This is a genomic window from Pseudomonas sp. GW821-FHT02B10 (assembly GCF_059421865.1).
Genome location: NZ_JBWKVU010000002.1, coordinates 438,378 through 454,608, shown reverse-complemented (window position 1 = coordinate 454,608; position 16,231 = coordinate 438,378). Strand labels below are relative to the sequence as shown.

The window sequence follows — 16,231 nt, the reverse complement described above, 5'->3', positions numbered from 1 at the left end:
CTCAGCTCTGGGACGCAGCTTTGGGGATAATGTCGTTGGCGACCATTTCGCCGAACGGGCTGACGTAGCCGGCGCCCTTGGGCAGCTCGGGACGTTCAATATCCAGGTGCGGGAACAGCAGCTCGGCCACCCGGTACGACTCTTCCAGGTGGGGGTAACCGGAGAAGATAAAGGTGTCGATACCGAGGTCCGCGTATTCCTGCATCCGCGCCGCCACGGTAGGGCCATCGCCGACCAGCGCGGTGCCCGCGCCGCCCCGCACCAGGCCGACGCCGGCCCACAGGTTGGGGCTGACTTCCAGTTTGTCGCGGCGCCCGCCGTGCAGGGCCGCCATGCGTTGCTGGCCGACCGAATCGAAGCGCGCCAGGGACGCCTGGGCGCGGGCGATGGTGTCGTCGTCCAGGTGGGAGATCAGGCGCTCGGCCGCCTGCCAGGCCTCGGCGTTGGTTTCACGCACGATCACATGCAGGCGAATGCCAAAGCGCACGCTGCGCCCCTGCTTGGCGGCCTTGGCCCGGACCTGCTCGATCTTCTCGGCCACCGCGGCCGGTGGTTCGCCCCAGGTCAGGACCATGTCCACCTGCTCGGCGGCCAGGTCCTGCGCGGCTTCCGAGGAGCCGCCGAAGTACAACGGCGGACGCGGTTGCTGGATCGGCGGATAGAGCAGCTTGGCGCCCTTCACGCTGATGTGCTGGCCGTCGTAGTCGACGGTTTCGCCTTCCAGCACCCGGCGCCAGATGCGGGTGAATTCCACCGAAGCCTGGTAGCGCTCTTCATGGCTGAGGAACAGGCCGTCGCCGGCCAGTTCGTCCGGATCGCCGCCGGTCACCAGATTGAACAGCGCCCGGCCACCGGACAGGCGATCCAGGGTCGCCGCCTGGCGCGCCGCCACCGTCGGAGAAATGATCCCGGGGCGCAGGGCGACCAGGAACTTCAGGCGCTGGGTCACCGGGATCAGCGAGGCCGCCACCAGCCAGGAGTCCTCGCAGGAGCGTCCGGTGGGGATCAGCACGCCGCCGAAACCGAGGCGGTCGGCCGCCTGAGCGATCTGCTGCAGATAGCCGTGGTCGACGGCGCGAGCGCCTTCGGCGGTGCCAAGGTAATGGCCGTCGCCGTGGGTGGGCAGGAACCAGAAAATATTGAGGCTCATGGAGTTGTCTCCTAAGGGGATCGAGTTACGGCGCTTTGGCAACGGCGGCTGGAGGCGTCCAGATCACGTCTTTGATACTCAGGGGTTTGGGAATCAGCTTGAGCTGGTGGAAGCTGTCGGCGATTTTCTGCTGGGCCGCCACCACGTCCGGGGTCAGGAAGTGCGCGCCATAGCCCTGGCGCTTCACCGAGGTCAGGGTGATGTCCGCCGGCAGGCCGAGCAGTGGCGCCACCTGCTGGGTCACTTCGTCCGGGTTGGCCTTGGACCACTCGCCCACCGCGCGCACTTCTTCCACCAGGGTCTTGATCACCTCGGGATGCTGTTGCGCGTAGGGTTTGGTCGCCAGGTAGAACTGGTGGTTGTCGACGATGCCGCTGCCATCACGCAGGGTGCGGGCTTGCAGCTGCTTCTCGGCCGCCGCCTGATAGGGGTCCCAGATCACCCAGGCATCGACGCTGCCACGCTCGAAGGCGGCGCGGGCATCGGCGGGCGGCAGGAACACGGTCTGGATGTCGCTGTACTTGAGGCCGGCGTCTTCGAGGGCGCGGACCAGCAGGTAGTGCACGTTGGAGCCCTTGTTGAGGACCACCTTCTTGCCCTTGAGCTCCGCCACCGACTTGATCGGCGAATCCTTGGGGACCAGGATCGCTTCGCTGGTCGGCGCCGGTGGCTCGTAGGCCACGTACAACAGGTCGGCACCGGCGGCCTGGGCGAATACGGGCGGGGTCTCGCCGGTGACGCCGAAGTCGATGGAGCCGACGTTCAGCCCTTCCAGCAGCTGCGGGCCACCGGGGAACTCAGTCCATTGCACCTGCACGCCCTGCTCCGCCAGGCGCTTCTCCAGCGAGCCCTTGGCCTTGAGCAGCACCAGGGTGCCGTATTTCTGATAGCCGATACGCAGGGTTTCGGCCGCTTGGGCTTGAACGATGGCGCCGAAGGACACAGCCGCAGCAAACAGAGCGACCAGACCACGACGCAAAATCACAGGGCGCATGGCGCTCTCCTTTTTGCTGTTGGGTTTTGGCTGCACCTGCTAGGCCGTTGGCGGCTAAGTAAGGCCAGTACTTCAGATTCGGGTAGGACTCAAATGCTCCAGCGAGCACTCAACAAACGGTCATTCAACAGATTCGGGTCCAGCGGCTTGGGACGCCGCGCCATGGCGCTGTGGAACTGTTCCAGGGCTTCGCGCAGACGCTGCTCCAGCGCTGGCGCCAGCTGCGCCTGAGCGCTGCCTTCGCCGTAGGCGATCTGGCTGTCCTCGGCGAAGATGCCCTGGAGCATCTCCTGGGCCTTCAGGGCCGACAGCACCGGCTTGAGCGCGTAGTCCACCGCCAGCATGTGGGCGATGCTGCCGCCCGTGGCCATCGGCAGCACCACCTTGTGGTTCAGGGCGCGTTCCGGCAGCAGGTCGAGCACGGTTTTCAGCGCGCCGGAAAACGATGCCTTGTAGACCGGGGTGGCGATCAGCAAGCCGTCGGCCTGTTCGATCTGTTGCAACAGGTCGATCACCATCGGGCTGTCGAAGCGCGCATGGAGCAGGTCCTCGGCCGGGAAATCCCGGACCTGATAGTCGACCACTTCCACACCTTGTTGCTGCAACCAGCGTTTGGCGTGTTCCAGCAGCACCCCGGAGCGGGAGCGTTGGCTGGGACTGCCACCGAGTGAGACGACCAGCATGCAGAGGTTTCCTTTAGCGGTAATGAGCGATTCGCGGTTTGCGATCTCGCTGAGCTGAGCAGACCTTAACAGTCTATTTATATATCCATAAATCTTATTTTTTCATTTATTTATTCTTTAATTGAATATAAGAAAAGCCATTTTCCAGGCAAAAAAATAGGCCGTCGAAACGGCCTTAAAACCCCTGCTTTGTGGATACGGCCCCGTAGGAGCGAGGCTTGCCCGCGATAGCGTCATCCCTGACCCAGCGCGCCGAATCGCGCTTTTCGCGGGCAAGCCGGATCGCCGCCCGCTCGCTCCTACGGTCTTGGGTCAGCGATTCGGCTGTGGAGTCAGGCGCAGGTAGGGTTTGACCGCGCGATAGCCTTTGGGGAAGCGTTTCTTGATTTCCTCTTCGTCCTTGAGCGACGGCACGATCACCACTTCATCACCGTCCTGCCAGTTGGCCGGGGTGGCCACCTTGTAGTTGTCGGTGAGCTGCAGCGAGTCGATCACCCGCAGGATCTCGTGGAAGTTGCGCCCGGTACTGGCCGGATAAGTGATGGTCAGGCGCACCTTCTTGTTCGGGTCGATGACGAACAGCGAACGCACGGTCAGGGTGTCGTTGGCATTCGGGTGGATCAGGTCGTACAGGTCCGAGACCTTGCGGTCGGCGTCGGCCAGGATCGGGAAGTTGACGAGGGTGTTCTGGGTTTCGTTGATGTCCTCGATCCACTTGTGGTGCGAGTCCACCGGATCCACCGATAGGGCAATGGCTTTCACGCCGCGCTCGGCGAACTGATCCTTGAGCTTGGCGGTAAACCCCAGCTCAGTGGTGCACACCGGGGTGAAGTCCGCCGGGTGGGAAAACAGCACGCCCCAACTGTCGCCGAGCCACTCGTGGAAGCGAATCTTGCCGGCACTGGAATCCTGTTCGAAGTCGGGGGCGATGTCGCCAAGTCTGAGGCTCATGTTGCTGCTCCTGTGAGTGCGTTATGAGCCCTACTGTGCCTGCGCCTGGGAATATTTAAAAAGAATAAATATCGATTTATTTAGACTGTAAAGGAATATTAAAAATCTCTTCACTGGATTCGCGCACGCCCAGGGCACACCATCCTCGACAAGGTTCGAGAAGGCCTTGAGTAGCTGTAAAGAGGGGTTTCGGGGAGGACCTACGGGGGTGGGTCCGACCTGGATGACAACACCTCGCCCGGCATTGCGCCGGGCGAGGTTTTAACGTCGGATTACAACAGCGGGATCGAGTAGCTGACGATCAGGCGGTTTTCGTCCTGCGAGCGCTGGCCCGGAATGTCGTTACGCCACATGGCGTTTTTCCAGGTCAGGCCGAGGTTTTTCAGTGGACCTTCCGGAATCACGTAGGCCACGGTCAGGTCGCGTTCCCACTCGCTGGCGTTGGTCGCCGAAACAGTCCGCTGAGGGGTAACGGAACCCTCTTTGCCGGAAGTGTCGATGTTATCGCCACGCAGATAGATCACACCAGCGGTCAAGCCGGGCACGCCTACCTTGGCGAAATCGTAGGAGTAGCGAGCTTGCCAGGTACGTTCGCCAGCACGGGCGAACTTGGCGATCTGCATGTCGGTAGTCAGGTAAGCCGACGAACCGTCACCCTGGTTCAGCCAAGGGAAATCGCTGTCACCGTTACTGACCTGGTAGCCACCACCGAAGGTATGACCGGCAACCGAGTACAGGAACAGGCCGCTGATCAGGTTGTTATCAACCTTGCCCTTGGTGATGCCGGTACCGTAGTCACCGGTGGTGTAGTAGGCCGAGTCATGACCGTTGGCACCGTCGTCGCGGCTGTTGAAGTAGCGCAGGTCAGACTTCAATACACCCGGGCCGATAGCCCAGTTGTGCAGCAGGCCAACGAAGTGCTGCTTGTAGAAGTCTTTCAGGTTGCCGTAGTAGTACTGAGCGGTCAGATCTTTAGTGATCTTGTAGTCACCACCACCGTAGATGAACTTGTTGCTGTCGCGACCAGCAGCGGTGTGCGCGTTGGCGCCGGCAATCGACAGTTCTTCGTTGTTGCTGGAGTTACGACCCTTGGCATGCTCGATCTGACCGCCAACCAGTGTCAGGTCCTTGATGTCGTTCGAGGTGATCTGACCGCCCTGGAAGGTTTGCGGCAGCATACGGCCATCGTTGGTCACGATGACTGGCAGTTTTGGCTGCAGGGTACCGAGCTTCAGCTCAGTCTGAGAAATCTTGGCTTTGGCAGTCAGGCCCAGGCTGGAGTAGTTATCGACTGCTTTGCCGTTGGACTCGCTCGGGAAGACGGTGCCGCCGTAAGAAGTAGCAGAGGCGCCGTTGGTGCCGCCGCCCGAGTCCAGCTTGATACCCAGCAGGCCGATGGCGTCGAGACCGAAACCAACGGTGCCTTCGGTGTAACCGGAAATGAAGTTGAGCTGGAAGCCTTGGCCCCACTCTTCCTGCTTGTTCTGTGCGCCGGACGCCTTGGTATCGGCATCACGGTTATCAGTATTGATATAGAAGTTACGCAGACCCAGAGTGGCCTTGCTGTCTTCGATGAAACCGGCGGCGCCTGCCTGCTGCGCCAGAACCCCAACGGCCACAGCCAGGGCCAAGGTGGACTTGTTCATGTTTCGCTCCTCTCGTTTCTAATTCTTGTGTACTCAGGCCCAGGGTCTGATGCCCCGGGTCCATCGGTGGGCGATTAGCGCCAGACCGTGACTCATAAGTCAATCGTAACCAACTGTGTCTACGACCAAGGTCTAATCGCGATGATTTGCTCCTTGCAGGGTAATGAGTTTTTCATAATCCCAAAAAGAATTATTTCATTCTTTTTCATACCGTTCGGGAATATCGCCAGGTATGCCTGCTCGAGCCGTGGCACAAGGTATCGGCGTACCGTCTGATTCCTGAATGGTATTTCCCCGCTGATCTTTAGATCGATCAGTTAAAACATAAGCCAGATACGTCAACCAGTATCAAAAAGGCGACGCAATAATGGCTTCGCGCCGATGGTCGCGTCAATTTGTTACAGTTTTTGTGTCACGCGAATTTATTTTTCTGAAACACAAATCGCTTGCGCGCGGGCTCAGCAAAAACCCGCTCCTGTCAAGAGCGGGTTGCCGAAGGGAGTGATGCTCAGAGGGCTTTTTCGAAGATCTTCGAGTTGCGCTGGTAGTTGTACAGCGAGGCCCGCGCAGAAGGCAGGCGCTCGACACTGCTAGGTGCGAAACCGCGTTCGCGGAACCAGTGGGCGGTACGGGTGGTGAGGACAAACAGGGTTTTCAGGCCCTGGGCCCGGGCCCGGGTTTCGATCCTTTCCAACAGTTCGTCGCCGCGACCGCCGTGGCGGTATTCCGGGTTCACCGCCAGGCAGGCCAGCTCCCCGGCGTCGGAGTCGGCGATCTGGTAGAGCGCGGCACAGGCGATGATCATCCCCTCGCGCTCGACCACGCTGAACTGCTCGATCTCACGCTCCAGCACCTCGCGGGAACGCCGCACCAGAATCCCCTGCTCTTCCAGCGGGCTGATCAGATCCAGCAGACCGCCGACGTCCTCGATGGCCGCCTCGCGGACCAGTTCAAACTGCTCCTGGGCCACCAGCGTACCGCCACCGTCACGGGTGAACAGCTCGGTCAGCAGCGCGCCGTCTTCGGCGTAGCTGACGATATGGCTGCGCCCTACTCCGCCCCGACAGGCTTCGGCCGCGGCATCCAGCAGTTCCGCCTGATAGTTGCCGCCCAGACGCTGCAAATGCGCCGGCACCTGCTGCGGACGCAGTTCGCGCACCAGGTTGCCGCTTTCATCCAGCAGGCCACGCTCGGCGCCGAACAGCAGCAGTTTGTCGGCAGCCAGGTCGATGGCCGCGCGGGTGGCGACGTCTTCGCAGGCGAGGTTGAAGATTTCCCCGGTCGGCGAGTAACCCAAGGGCGACAGCAGTACGATCGAGCGCTCGTCCAGCAGGCGGTTGATGCCCTTGCGATCGACCCGGCGCACTTCGCCGGTGTGGTGATAGTCGACGCCTTCGAGCACGCCGATCGGCCGGGCGGTCACCAGGTTGCCGCTGGCGACCCGCAGCCGCGAACCCTGCATCGGCGAGGACGCCATGTCCATGGACAGCCGCGCTTCGATGGCGATGCGCAACTGGCCGACGGCGTCGATCACGCACTCCAGGGTCGCCGCATCGGTGATGCGCATGCCGTGGTGGTAATGCGGGGTCAGGCCGCGCGCGGCCAGGCGGGTTTCGATCTGTGGACGCGAGCCGTGCACCAGCACCAGGCGCACGCCCATGCTGTGCAGCAGCACCAGGTCATGGACGATATTGCCGAAGTTCGGATGTTCTACGCCGTCGCCGGGCAGCATGACCACGAAGGTGCAGTCACGGTGGGCATTGATATAAGGAGAAGCGTGACGAAGCCAATTGACGTAATCGGGCATAACCTGAGCCTGTAAATAAGAAGCAGCCTATAAAAGGACGAAACGGGAAAACGCACAGCGGGCTGGTGGTTATCGTCGGAACAGGCTTGGCGACACGCTCGCTCTCCTTGAGGTACGGGCTTGGCTGTCGGTGATTTAGTAGAAATCAGGCCGGCGTCAGGCAGTAATGGTTAATCAGTTCACGTAGTAGATGCACGGTAGGCTGCAAGCGTGACATTTCGAGGTATTCCCCCGGCTGGTGAGCACAGGCGATGTCGCCCGGGCCCAGCACCACTGTCTCGCAGCCAAGGCGCTGAAGATAAGGCGCTTCGGTGCCGAACGCCACTGCTTCGGCGCGATGGCCGGTCAGGCGTTCGGCCACCCGCACCAGTTCGCAGTCTTCGGCCTGCTCGAAGGCCGGCGCTTCGGGGAACAACGGCGCATAGTCGATCTTCACCTGATGCCGCTCGGCCACGGGCACCAGCTTCTGTCGGATGGCCGCGCGCAGCGCCTGCGGGTCCATGCCCGGCAACGGCCGCAGGTCGAACTCCAGCGAGCACTGACCGCAGATCCGGTTCGGGTTGTCGCCACCGTGGATACACCCAAGGTTCAGGGTCGGCTGCGGCACGCTGAACTGCGGATTGCGGAATTCGCGCTGCCACGCCAGGCGCAGGCCGCGCAGTTCGCCGATGGCATCGTGCATGGCTTCCAGGGCGCTATGGCCCAGGCTCGGGTCGGAGGAATGGCCGCTGCGCCCGAGAATATCGATGCGCTCCATCATCACGCCTTTGTGCATGCGGATCGGCCGCAGCCCGGTCGGCTCGCCGATCACCGCGGCGCGCCCCAGTGGCCGGCCGGCTTCGGCCAGGGCCCGGGCGCCGGCCATGGAGCTTTCCTCGTCACAGGTGGCGAGGATCAGCAATGGCTGCTTGAAAGGCTGGTCCAGCAGCGGCCGGACCGCCTCGATGACCAGGGCGAAAAAGCCTTTCATGTCGCAGCTGCCCAGGCCGACCCAGCGTCCGTCGACCTCGGTGAGCTTCAGCGGGTCGGTCTGCCACAACGCGCCGTCGTAGGGCACGGTGTCGCTGTGTCCGGCCAGCACCAGGCCACCGGGGCCGCTGCCGAAGCTGGCGAGCAGATTGAACTTGCCGGGGCTGACCTGCTGGATGTCGCAGGCAAAACCCAGGTCGCCGAGCCAGCTCGCCAACAGGTCTATGACCGCACGATTGGACTGATCCAGCGCCGGCTGGGTACAGCTGACCGAAGGTGTGGCAATCAGCGCAGCGAACTGCTCTTTCATGGACGGCAATGGCATGCGCTGGCTCCCGGGTTCCAAGATGAAGTCCATCATAGAGCCATCCTGCGACAGGAATAAACCGCCACGGCACCTCGACGCGGCGAGTCCTGTACACTGCACGGCCTTGGCAGCCACACATTTCCCCCGGCTGCGCTCCCGATCCTGGATTTTCCGGCCATGCAGAAAGAAACCGAAATCAAACTCCGCGTCAGCCGCGAAACCCTCGCCGCCCTGCGTGAGCACCCGCTCCTGAAAAAACGCAACAAAAGTGGCTGGGAACACCGCGAACTGATGAACCAGTACTTCGACACGCCCGAGCGCGACCTGGCCCACGCCAAGGTCGCCCTGCGCCTGCGCCGCGACGGCGAAGAAGTGATCCAGACCCTCAAGACCCGCGGCCAGAGCGTCGCCGGCCTGTCGGAACGCAACGAGTACGACTGGCACCTGGCCAAAGCCAAGCTCGACCTGAAGAAACTCGACGGCGAGTGCTGGCCCGAGCAACTGGCCGAGCTGGACAAGAAAACCCTCAAGCCGATCTTCACCACCGATTTCGTCCGCGAACGCGCGGAAATCGCCTGGGGCCGCGGCAAGGCCAAGGTGGTGATCGAAGCCGCCCTGGACCTGGGCCATGTGATCGCCGGCAAGCAGAAGGAAGAGATCTGCGAGCTGGAACTGGAACTGCGCGAAGGCGAACCGGCCGCCCTGCTGGAGCTGGCCGCCGAGCTGGCCGCCACCCTGCCGCTGATGCCCTGCGACATCAGCAAGGCCGAGCGCGGCTACCGCCTGTTCGACGCCAACAGCTACTCCCTGAGCCTGCCCGCTCCGGAGCTGAGTGCGCAAACGCCGCTGGACGACGCCTTCGCCGCGCTGACCTGGCACCTGCTGGGCAGCAGCCAGCGCCTGGCCGAGCAATATCGCTTCAACGGTCACTGGCGTCTGCTGCAGGACTGGGTCGAGAACCTGGCGGAACTGCGCGCTCTGGTCAGCAGCCTGGGCCAGGCCGCGCCGCGCCAGGCGACCGCCGAGTTGCGCGCGTCGCTGGACGGCCTGCTGGAAGACTGGCGTCCGCTGGTACAAGCCGGCCTGGACGACGAAGACGTGCGCAAGGCCGCGCCCGAGCAGTTCATCGAAGAGCTGCAGGACGTGCGCTGGGGCCTGTTCTCACTGAACACCTCACGCTGGTTGCTGGCCCGCAGCTGGACCGCCGAGCGCAATACCCGTGGCAACCGTCAGGGTGCGGCGCAACTGGGCAGTTGGTTGCCGCGCCTGCTGGCCGACGAAGCCAGCGCCCTGCAACTGCCACGCTACCAGCAGCAACCGGAAGACCTGGCCGAGCAACTGCCGCGCATCGAACGCATCCAGTCCTGGCTGCATCACGCACGCAACGTGCTGGAGATCCCGGAGCTGGATCGCCTGTACGGCGAGTTGAACAAGCTGGCGCAACTGGCCAACGAGCCGATCACCGACGAAACCCTGGATGCCCGCAAGCAACAGGCGATCACGGTGTTCCAGAACCGCGCATGGAAGACCTTGCTGCGTATGTAACGTCCTGATCGCGAGCAAGCTCGCTCCTACAGGTTGGCGGTAACCCCTTGTAGGAGCGAGCTTGCTCGCGATAGCGCCAACTGCATCAACGCAGGACGGGCAGGCTGGTCGTGGACTTGATCTCCGACAGCGCCACGATCGAATTCACTTCCTGGATCCCCGGCACCATCGACAGTTTCTCGAAGAAGAAACGCTCATACGCCTCGATGTCCGCCGTGACGATGCGCAACAGGAAATCCACCGCCCCCATCAGCACATAACATTCCAGCACCTCCGGAAAACCGCGGATCGCCTCGGTGAATTCGGTGAAGTTGGAACGGCCGTGGGCGTTGAGTTTGACCTCGGCGAAGATCTGCGTGTTGAGGCCGATCTTCTTGCGGTCGAGCAAGGTCACCTGGCCACGGATCACCCCCTCCTCCTTGAGCCGCTGGATCCGCCGCCAGCACGGTGACTGCGACAGCCCCACCTGCTCGGCGATCTGCGCGCTGGACAGCGAAGCGTCCTCTTGCAGCAGCGCCAGGATGCGGCGGTCGTAAGCGTCCAGCTCGCTATGCATAGAAAACCCTCAATAATCTTTAAGGACGAATTATCCAATTCGATAATCCGGAAAATACGTTCATCTTAGATAAGAAATACCCACAACCGAATGTAAAAATTTCTCCATTGATCTGGAGAACCCCATGCCCTCTCTCGAAGCCGTCAGTTCCCGCGCCGATGTGTGGAATGTCGCCAACACCCATTGCCGGGTGCATTACCAACTGGTCACCGACGCCGAAGCCGATGTGCTGTGCCGGGTGCTCAATCATTTCGCCCTGCAGTCCCTGCTGCCGCAGCAGGTCCAGGTGCAACAGCAGGACGGCTCGCTGCTGATGGAAGTGCTGCTCGACGGCCTGAGCTGGCACCGCGCGCAGGTCATCGCGGAAAAACTGCGCAACCTGATCAGCGTGTGTTCGGTACAGCTGCAACTGGCCGAGCGCGAGCCGTTGCAGGCCGCCGGCTGAGGGCGCCAGGCAAAACCCTGCAACGCTTGGGCGACTGGCGGTCGCCATCCCGGGACTATTCTTGGCATTGCGTGGTCAGAGGCGCATCTAACCCGCCTGCTGCCGGATTGTTCACAAGGAGCCCGCATGTCCGTTCCTCTCGTTACCCAGGACCACTGGCTGGATCTCAACGACCTGCTGCGCGACCTGGTCGCCCAGGGATTCATCAGCCAGGACTCGGCCGAACACGCCCTGACCACCCGTCGTAATGCCGCCAACAGCCAGCTGCATCCGCTGGAGTTTCTCGCCAGCCAGCACCTGGACGACCTCAGCCGGCCCGGCAGGCGCCTGGATCTGGAAAGCCTGACCCTGTGGCTGGCGCAACAGGCCGGCCAGCCGTACCTGCGCATCGACCCGCTGAAAATCGACGTCGCCGCCGTGACGCCGCTGATGTCCTACGCCTTCGCCCAGCGCCACAAGATCCTCGCGGTGTCGATCGACGCCGAGGCGATCACGGTGGCCAGCGCCCAGCCTTATGTCAGTGCCTGGGAAGCCGACCTGACCCACGTGTTGAAACTGCCGATCAAGCGGGTGGTGGCCAACCCGGTGGAAATCCAGCGCCTGACCGTGGAGTTCTTTCGCCTGGCCAAGTCGGTCACCGGCGCCAGCGCCGACCAGAAAAGCCACGCCCCGGGCAACTTCGAACAACTGCTCAACCTCGGCGCCAGCGATCAGGAGCCCGACGCCAACGACGCGCACATCGTCAACATCGTCGACTGGCTGTTCCAGTACGCGTTCCAGCAACGGGCCAGCGATATCCACATCGAGCCGCGCCGCGAACAAGGCACCGTGCGCTTTCGCATCGACGGGGTGCTGCACAACGTCTATCAGTTCCCGCCCCAGGTCACCATGGCCGTAGTCAGCCGCCTGAAAAGCCTGGGCCGGATGAACGTCGCGGAAAAACGCAAACCCCAGGACGGCCGGGTCAAGACCAAGACCCCGGAAGGCGGCGAAGTGGAATTGCGCCTGTCGACCCTGCCCACCGCCTTCGGCGAAAAGATGGTCATGCGCATCTTCGACCCCGAGGTGCTGCTCAAGGACTTCGACCAGTTGGGGTTCTCCAGCGACGACCTGTGGCGCTGGCAGGAAATGACCCGCCAGCCCAACGGCATCATCCTGGTCACCGGCCCCACCGGTTCGGGCAAGACCACCACCCTGTACACCACCCTGAAGAAACTGGCGACGCCGGAGGTCAACCTCTGCACCATCGAGGACCCGATCGAGATGGTCGAGCCGGCGTTCAACCAGATGCAGGTCCAGCACAACATCGAGCTGACCTTCGCCAGCGGCGTGCGCGCGCTGATGCGCCAGGACCCGGACATCATCATGATCGGCGAGATCCGTGACCTGGAAACCGCGGAGATGGCGATCCAGGCCGCGCTCACCGGCCACCTGGTGCTGTCGACCCTGCACACCAACGACGCGCCCGGCGCCATCAGCCGCCTGCTGGAACTGGGCGTCGCGCCTTACCTGATCAAGGCCACGCTGCTGGGAGTCATGGCCCAGCGCCTGGTGCGCACCCTGTGCCCGCACTGCAAGACCCCGCTGACCCTGGACGAAGGCGACTGGCAAAGCCTGACCCGGCCCTGGCAGGCACCGCTGCCCAGCCATGCCCACGGCGCCACCGGCTGCCTGGAATGCCGCGATACCGGCTACCGGGGCCGCGCCGGGGTATATGAAATCATGCAGTTGAGCGACAGCCTCAAAGCCCTGATCAGCGCCGACGCCGACCTGCTCGCCATACGCCGCCAGGCCTTCTTGGAAGGCATGCGCAGCCTGCGCCTGTCCGGGGCGCAGAAAGTCGCGGCCGGGCTGACCACCCTCGAGGAAATATTGCGGGTCACGCCACAAAGCGAGCAGCGATAAGGCCCCTCGCCAGTGGCTTCCCGTGCCTCTGGACTACGCTTAGCCACACGTCCAAGCAAGCAGGGAACGGGCATGAACATCCGTCAGAAAATGATCGTCTCCGGAGCGGTCAGTGTGCTGGCCATCGCACTCGTCTCCAGCATCGGCTGGTGGGGCCAGGTGCGACTGGCGCAAGCGCTGGCGGACAGCCAGCTCAATGCCAGCGCGCTGCGCAATCACCTGGAAGCCGACATGATGCACGACGCGCTGCGGGCCGATGTGCTGGCTGCCTTCGCCAGCCAGTCCGGAGCTACCAGCGAGGGCGAGCAGATCAGAAGCGACCTGCGCGAACATGGCGAGTGGTTCCGCAAGGCCCTCGCGGAAAATGCCGGGCTGCCCCTGGCGCCGGACATTCGCCAGGCCATCGGCGAGCTGCAGCCGGTGCTGGAAAACTACATTGGCGCCGCGCAACAGATTGCCGAACAGGCGCTGCGCGACCCTGTCGCCGCCCGCGCGGCAATGCCGGCGTTCGCCAAGAGCTTCAGCGAGGTGGAAAGCCGCAACGAGGCCCTGAGCAGCAAGATCGAAACCAGTACCGCACAGGCTCGCGAAGCCAGCGAAAAAGCCGTGCACCAGGCCGGCTGGTGGCTGGTTGGCGGCAGCCTGCTGGCCGTATTGGCGCTCTGCCTGCTGACTCGCCGGTTATTACACTCGGTACTGCGTCCCCTGGAAAAATCGGTTGCCACGGCCCGGGCCATCGCCCAGGGCAACCTCAGCCTGCCGATCAGCGTCGACAGCGACGACGAGGCCGGGCAGTTGCAAAAAGCCCTGGGCGAGATGCAGAGCAACCTGCGGGACATGATCACCACCATTCGCCGCGAAAGCGAAGGCCTGCAAGGCACCTCCCACACCCTGAGCCAGACCTCCCAGGGCATTGCCAGCGGGGCCAGCGAGCAGGCCCAGGGCGCGAACAGCATGGCCGCGGCCATGGAGCAGATGATCAGCAATATCGCCCAGGTGGCCGAGCATGCGCGTAACGCTCAGGACATCTCGGCACAGTCGCAATCCCTCGCCGGCAGCGGCGGCCAGGTCATCCTTGGGGTGGTCGATGGCATGGCCCACATTGCCGAGGCGGTCAATCAGTCGTCGCAAAGCATCACCGCCCTTGGCCAATCCTCGGAGGAAATCCACTCGATCATCCAGGTGATCAACAGCATCGCCGAGCAGACCAACCTGCTGGCCCTGAACGCCGCGATCGAGGCAGCCCGCGCCGGCGAGGCCGGGCGCGGGTTCGCCGTGGTCGCCGACGAAGTGCGCAGCCTGGCCGGGCGCACGGCGCAATCGACCCGGGAAATCACCGGCATGATCGAGCGCATCCGCGAAACCACCAGCCAGGCGGTGCGCAGCATGCAAACCGGGGTCAGCCGGGTGAACGACGGGGTGAGCATGGCCCAGCAGGCCGGCACCTCGATCAACGAAATCCGCGAAGGCGCGCAACGCTCGGCGCTGATGGTCGAGGAGATTTCCCACACCATCGGCGAGCAGTCCAAGGCCAGCAGCGAAGTGGCGCAACAGGTGGAGATGATCAATCAGGTTGCGCAACGCAACAGCCAGGCCATGCATGAACTGGCGACGACGGTCGAACACATGGAGCGCTCCGTCGCCACCCTGCAGACCTCGGTGACGCGTTTTCAGTTGTAAGAAGGGCCCGGGCCACCCGTGAAAAGATACCGCCGACGACAGCCCGCAGCGGCCCGCTACCAGTCGGCGACACCCAATCCGGCATTGGGCTTGATCCACAGCACCGCTCCGTTATCACGGCGTTGCTGTATCGAGCGCCCGGCGTCGAGCGCTTCCCCCGTACGCAGGTTCTGCGCGCAGTCCGACTTGCTCGGGCTGAACATCAGGGTCCCCGGCGTGTCCTGGCGAACCCTCATGCCGCGGGGGTAGTGCCAATCGCCCAGGGTCAGGTCTTGCGCCAGTTGCCCACGCCAACGTCCGGGTTGCCGCTGCTCGTCGAGGTCCAGGCTCAGGTCCGACAGCGCTATCCCCTGGATAACCACCGCCGGTGAAGCCAGACCAATGGTGTCGATGCTGAACCTGCCGTCGTACCGCCTGACCTCGCTGGAGTCCGGCCACTTCACTCCTGCCACATCGGCTCCGGTCACCAGGGTGCAGGCAGAGAAGCGCCAGCGACTGGGCTGCAAGCGGTCCGCGTCGGCAATGTCCAGCGTTACCCAGGTGCCGCCGGCGCAGGGCCAGCCCGCAACGACCTGGTCACGGCTCAGCAGCATCTTTGAGAGAGGGCCGCTGCCGTACATCTGCAACTCTGTAACCTCTACGCCGTTGATCCTGTGTGGTGCAGCGAACTCGGCGTAAACAAGGCTGCGAAGACCATAGGGTTGCGGCCGGCCTTGCGCATCCAGAGGTTCAAGCGTTCCCAGATTCAGCTTGGCACCTGCGGGCAATTGCAAGCCATCAAGCTGTACGTCCTGCTCAAGTTGCGGGTGGTGCGCCTCATTCAGTTGATTGTCCCGGTGGATTTTCCACAGTACGCAAACCACGATGATTACGCATACCCCTGCAAGTACACCGAAGTGCAGGGGCTGCCGACGCATCCGGTGTCGGCAGGCCGGAATGAGCAAGGCAATCAACAGTAAGGGAAGTCCGATAAAGGACAGCAACACCAGGTTCAGCAGGGTTCCATACATCATCGCGCCAAAAATCAAGGCAAGCATCCGTGCAGTCGAGAAAGTCGCCCATGGTGACAAATGCGACTGCTGCGTTCCAGTGCGCCGACTCAACGCCGAAGTACCGCTCAGCCCCTGTCCACACAGGCGAAAGCTTGTTGGAGCAGCAGGGAACTCAATCGGGCCAACGCCTATCAAAGGGCTCAGTTTTCCCCCCTAGTTGGAGTCACCCACCATGCGTCTCAAAACAGCTGTCGCCACCCTGGCCCTGCTTTCCCTGCCTGTAGGTTCGGCAATGGCCGACAGCTTCTGGCGTAACATCCTTTCCACCGGCGCCACCACCGCGTCCACCTACCTGACTTCCAAGGATCACAAGCTGATCGGCGCCGCCCAGGACGACGCCAGCAGCTTCGTCGCCAGCGAAGGCAACATCCGCGGTCCGTACCTGGAAGCCGCGATGCAGAAAGTCCGTGCCGACAACCCGGGCCTGCAGGCCACCGACATGGAGTTGGCCAACGCGATCCTGGCGAAAAACGCCGTCGCCCAGTGACCGCCAGCCTGTAGCCAGGTTGACGCAACGAAAAATGCCGCTCACGAGAGCGGC

14 protein-coding genes are annotated in these 16,231 nt (G+C 62.9%); 5 read left to right on the top strand and 9 right to left on the bottom strand.

Features of this window, described 5'->3' with window-relative positions; all coding sequences use genetic code 11:
* Position 1: 1 nt before the first annotated feature.
* The 7 genes from ssuD to argE all read right to left on the bottom strand — a co-directional run bounded on the left by ssuD (position 2) and on the right by argE (position 8,525).
* Positions 2–1,150 carry an FMNH2-dependent alkanesulfonate monooxygenase gene (ssuD, locus tag AC07VU_RS05945; RefSeq protein ID WP_087092492.1) on the bottom strand — a complete coding sequence of 383 codons (1,149 nt, stop codon included), beginning with the start codon at positions 1,148–1,150 and terminating at the stop codon, positions 2–4.
* Positions 1,151–1,175: 25 nt separating this feature from the next.
* Positions 1,176–2,144, bottom strand: coding sequence for a sulfonate ABC transporter substrate-binding protein (locus AC07VU_RS05940; protein WP_009046094.1), 969 nt, complete (start codon positions 2,142–2,144; stop codon positions 1,176–1,178).
* Positions 2,145–2,233: 89 nt separating this feature from the next.
* Positions 2,234–2,827 carry an NADPH-dependent FMN reductase gene (gene ssuE, locus AC07VU_RS05935; protein ID WP_007928287.1) on the bottom strand — a complete coding sequence of 198 codons (594 nt, stop codon included), beginning with the start codon at positions 2,825–2,827 and terminating at the stop codon, positions 2,234–2,236.
* Between the two features lie 312 nt (positions 2,828–3,139).
* Positions 3,140–3,778, bottom strand: coding sequence for a peroxiredoxin (locus AC07VU_RS05930; RefSeq protein WP_009051386.1), 639 nt, complete (start codon positions 3,776–3,778; stop codon positions 3,140–3,142).
* Between the two features lie 272 nt (positions 3,779–4,050).
* On the bottom strand, positions 4,051–5,424 hold the full coding sequence (locus tag AC07VU_RS05925; protein WP_007928274.1) for an OprD family porin: 1,374 nt from the start codon (positions 5,422–5,424) through the stop codon (positions 4,051–4,053).
* A gap of 508 nt (positions 5,425–5,932) precedes the next feature.
* The gene (gene argA, locus AC07VU_RS05920) at positions 5,933–7,231 is read right to left on the bottom strand and encodes an amino-acid N-acetyltransferase (protein ID WP_007928273.1); all 1,299 of its coding nucleotides are present in this window, start codon (positions 7,229–7,231) and stop codon (positions 5,933–5,935) included.
* A gap of 145 nt (positions 7,232–7,376) precedes the next feature.
* Complete coding sequence (gene argE / locus AC07VU_RS05915) at positions 7,377–8,525, bottom strand: acetylornithine deacetylase (protein WP_037035237.1); 1,149 nt, start codon at positions 8,523–8,525, stop codon at positions 7,377–7,379.
* 159 nt (positions 8,526–8,684) lie between these two features.
* On the opposite strand from argE, the gene AC07VU_RS05910 reads away from it, so the two are divergent.
* Positions 8,685–10,052, top strand: coding sequence for a CYTH domain-containing protein (locus AC07VU_RS05910; RefSeq protein WP_053263042.1), 1,368 nt, complete (start codon positions 8,685–8,687; stop codon positions 10,050–10,052).
* A gap of 85 nt (positions 10,053–10,137) precedes the next feature.
* On the opposite strand, the gene AC07VU_RS05905 is transcribed toward AC07VU_RS05910, so the two are convergent.
* Complete coding sequence (locus AC07VU_RS05905) at positions 10,138–10,608, bottom strand: Lrp/AsnC family transcriptional regulator (RefSeq protein ID WP_007928270.1); 471 nt, start codon at positions 10,606–10,608, stop codon at positions 10,138–10,140.
* A 124-nt stretch (positions 10,609–10,732) separates the two neighbouring features.
* Between AC07VU_RS05905 and AC07VU_RS05900 the strand changes: the two genes are divergently transcribed.
* The 3 genes from AC07VU_RS05900 (at position 10,733) to AC07VU_RS05890 (ending at position 14,638) form a co-directional block, all read left to right on the top strand.
* Positions 10,733–11,053, top strand: a complete 321-nt coding sequence (locus AC07VU_RS05900; protein WP_009046101.1) for an ACT-like domain-containing protein — start codon at positions 10,733–10,735, stop codon at positions 11,051–11,053.
* A 126-nt stretch (positions 11,054–11,179) separates the two neighbouring features.
* Complete coding sequence (gene tfpB, locus AC07VU_RS05895; protein WP_495029608.1) at positions 11,180–12,958, top strand: type IV pilus assembly ATPase TfpB; 1,779 nt, start codon at positions 11,180–11,182, stop codon at positions 12,956–12,958.
* Between the two features lie 72 nt (positions 12,959–13,030).
* Positions 13,031–14,638, top strand: a complete 1,608-nt coding sequence (locus AC07VU_RS05890; protein WP_495029607.1) for a methyl-accepting chemotaxis protein — start codon at positions 13,031–13,033, stop codon at positions 14,636–14,638.
* A 56-nt stretch (positions 14,639–14,694) separates the two neighbouring features.
* Here AC07VU_RS05890 and AC07VU_RS05885 read toward each other — a convergent pair whose 3' ends face one another.
* On the bottom strand, positions 14,695–15,675 hold the full coding sequence (locus AC07VU_RS05885; protein ID WP_277589809.1) for a hypothetical protein: 981 nt from the start codon (positions 15,673–15,675) through the stop codon (positions 14,695–14,697).
* 187 nt (positions 15,676–15,862) lie between these two features.
* On the opposite strand from AC07VU_RS05885, the gene AC07VU_RS05880 reads away from it, so the two are divergent.
* Entirely contained in the window at positions 15,863–16,177 is a 315-nt protein-coding gene (locus tag AC07VU_RS05880) for a DUF2388 domain-containing protein (protein WP_007928261.1), read from the top strand.
* Positions 16,178–16,231: the final 54 nt, after the last annotated feature.

What these genes read in the sequence shown, in the direction of transcription:
- ssuD (WP_087092492.1), bottom strand. Translation starts at nt 1,150, where the DNA reads ATGAGCCTCAATATTTTCTGGTTCCTGCCCACCCACGGCGACGGCCAT.
- AC07VU_RS05885 (WP_277589809.1), bottom strand. Translation starts at nt 15,675, where the DNA reads ATGCTTGCCTTGATTTTTGGCGCGATGATGTATGGAACCCTGCTGAAC.
- ssuE (WP_007928287.1), bottom strand. Translation starts at nt 2,827, where the DNA reads ATGCTGGTCGTCTCACTCGGTGGCAGTCCCAGCCAACGCTCCCGCTCC.
- AC07VU_RS05910 (WP_053263042.1), top strand. Translation starts at nt 8,685, where the DNA reads ATGCAGAAAGAAACCGAAATCAAACTCCGCGTCAGCCGCGAAACCCTC.
- AC07VU_RS05905 (WP_007928270.1), bottom strand. Translation starts at nt 10,608, where the DNA reads ATGCATAGCGAGCTGGACGCTTACGACCGCCGCATCCTGGCGCTGCTG.
- AC07VU_RS05900 (WP_009046101.1), top strand. Translation starts at nt 10,733, where the DNA reads ATGCCCTCTCTCGAAGCCGTCAGTTCCCGCGCCGATGTGTGGAATGTC.
- AC07VU_RS05930 (WP_009051386.1), bottom strand. Translation starts at nt 3,778, where the DNA reads ATGAGCCTCAGACTTGGCGACATCGCCCCCGACTTCGAACAGGATTCC.
- AC07VU_RS05880 (WP_007928261.1), top strand. Translation starts at nt 15,863, where the DNA reads ATGCGTCTCAAAACAGCTGTCGCCACCCTGGCCCTGCTTTCCCTGCCT.
- AC07VU_RS05925 (WP_007928274.1), bottom strand. Translation starts at nt 5,424, where the DNA reads ATGAACAAGTCCACCTTGGCCCTGGCTGTGGCCGTTGGGGTTCTGGCG.
- tfpB (WP_495029608.1), top strand. Translation starts at nt 11,180, where the DNA reads ATGTCCGTTCCTCTCGTTACCCAGGACCACTGGCTGGATCTCAACGAC.
- argE (WP_037035237.1), bottom strand. Translation starts at nt 8,525, where the DNA reads ATGCCATTGCCGTCCATGAAAGAGCAGTTCGCTGCGCTGATTGCCACA.
- AC07VU_RS05940 (WP_009046094.1), bottom strand. Translation starts at nt 2,144, where the DNA reads ATGCGCCCTGTGATTTTGCGTCGTGGTCTGGTCGCTCTGTTTGCTGCG.
- argA (WP_007928273.1), bottom strand. Translation starts at nt 7,231, where the DNA reads ATGCCCGATTACGTCAATTGGCTTCGTCACGCTTCTCCTTATATCAAT.
- AC07VU_RS05890 (WP_495029607.1), top strand. Translation starts at nt 13,031, where the DNA reads ATGAACATCCGTCAGAAAATGATCGTCTCCGGAGCGGTCAGTGTGCTG.